Annotated in this window: 1 protein-coding gene and 1 tRNA gene; one reads left to right on the top strand and one right to left on the bottom strand. The window is 67.8% G+C overall.

The genetic code is table 11. The features are described 5' to 3' along the window. Positions 1-14: 14 nt before the first annotated feature. Positions 15-97: transfer RNA gene (locus STRTUCAR8_RS41390), tRNA-Leu, on the bottom strand. Positions 98-193: 96 nt separating this feature from the next. On the opposite strand from STRTUCAR8_RS41390, the gene STRTUCAR8_RS41385 reads away from it, so the two are divergent. Continuing rightward, positions 194-850, top strand: a complete 657-nt coding sequence (locus STRTUCAR8_RS41385; RefSeq protein WP_006382384.1) for an ANTAR domain-containing response regulator — start codon at positions 194-196, stop codon at positions 848-850. Positions 851-998 lie beyond the last annotated feature (148 nt).

The raw sequence follows: 998 nt of genomic DNA, 5'->3' as shown, positions 1-998 counted from the left end.
TCCGCTTCCGGGTGTGCCGGGTGCGGGATTCGAACCCGCAAGCCCTCTCAGGCAGAGGTGTTTGAGACCTCCGTGTATGCCATTCCACCAACCCGGCCAGGCACAGACGCGAGTGTACCGGGTCACCGCAGGTCCCCGCCTCTAGGTAGGCTGCAAAGCAGCAGCAGTGCCCGGCCCGTAACAAGGAGCCCCCGTGACCGCCCCCGAGTCGCCCCAGCCCGTAGACGCGCCCGACGACGACAAGTCGCACGTGCCTCCGCTGACGACCCGTGTCGTCATTGCCGAGGACGAGGCGCTCATTCGGCTCGACCTCAAGGAGATGCTCGAAGAGGAGGGCTACACCGTCGTCGGTGAGGCCGGTGACGGTGAGCAGGCTGTGGAGCTTGCCCGTGAGCACCGCCCCGATCTCGTCATCCTCGATGTGAAGATGCCGAAGCTCGACGGCATCTCCGCGGCGGAGAAGATCGCCGCGGAGTCCATCGCGCCGGTGCTGATGCTGACCGCCTTCTCGCAGCGCGACCTCGTCGAGCGGGCCCGGGACGCCGGGGCCATGGCGTACCTCGTGAAGCCGTTCAGCAAGAGCGACGTCGTGCCGGCGATCGAGATGGCGGTGTCGCGGTTCAACGAGATGCGGACCCTGGAGAAGGAGATCGCGGATCTCACTCTGCGGCTGGAGACCCGCAAGCTCGTCGACCGTGCGAAGTCGGTCCTGCAGACGGAGTACGGCCTGTCCGAGCCCGCCGCGTTCCGGTGGATCCAGAAGACGTCGATGGACCGGCGTATGTCCATGCAGCAGGTCGCCGAGGCGGTCATCGCGGACGCCGAGGAGAAGAAGGCCGCCAAGGGCTGACGCGGCCCCCGGATGGACGTAGGCGACGGACGTAGACATACGGAGGAGGACGGGCCCAGCCCGCCACCGGCCAGTCCAACGCCACGGCCCTCGTCGGCGACGACAACGTCGTCGGCGTCGTCGGTCCCCTGAACTCCGGCGTCGCCCA

This window comes from Streptomyces turgidiscabies Car8 (genome assembly GCF_000331005.1).
GTDB lineage: Bacteria > Actinomycetota > Actinomycetes > Streptomycetales > Streptomycetaceae > Streptomyces > Streptomyces turgidiscabies.
Note: the sequence above shows the minus strand (reverse complement) of the source record. Positions and strands in the feature narration are given on the sequence as shown.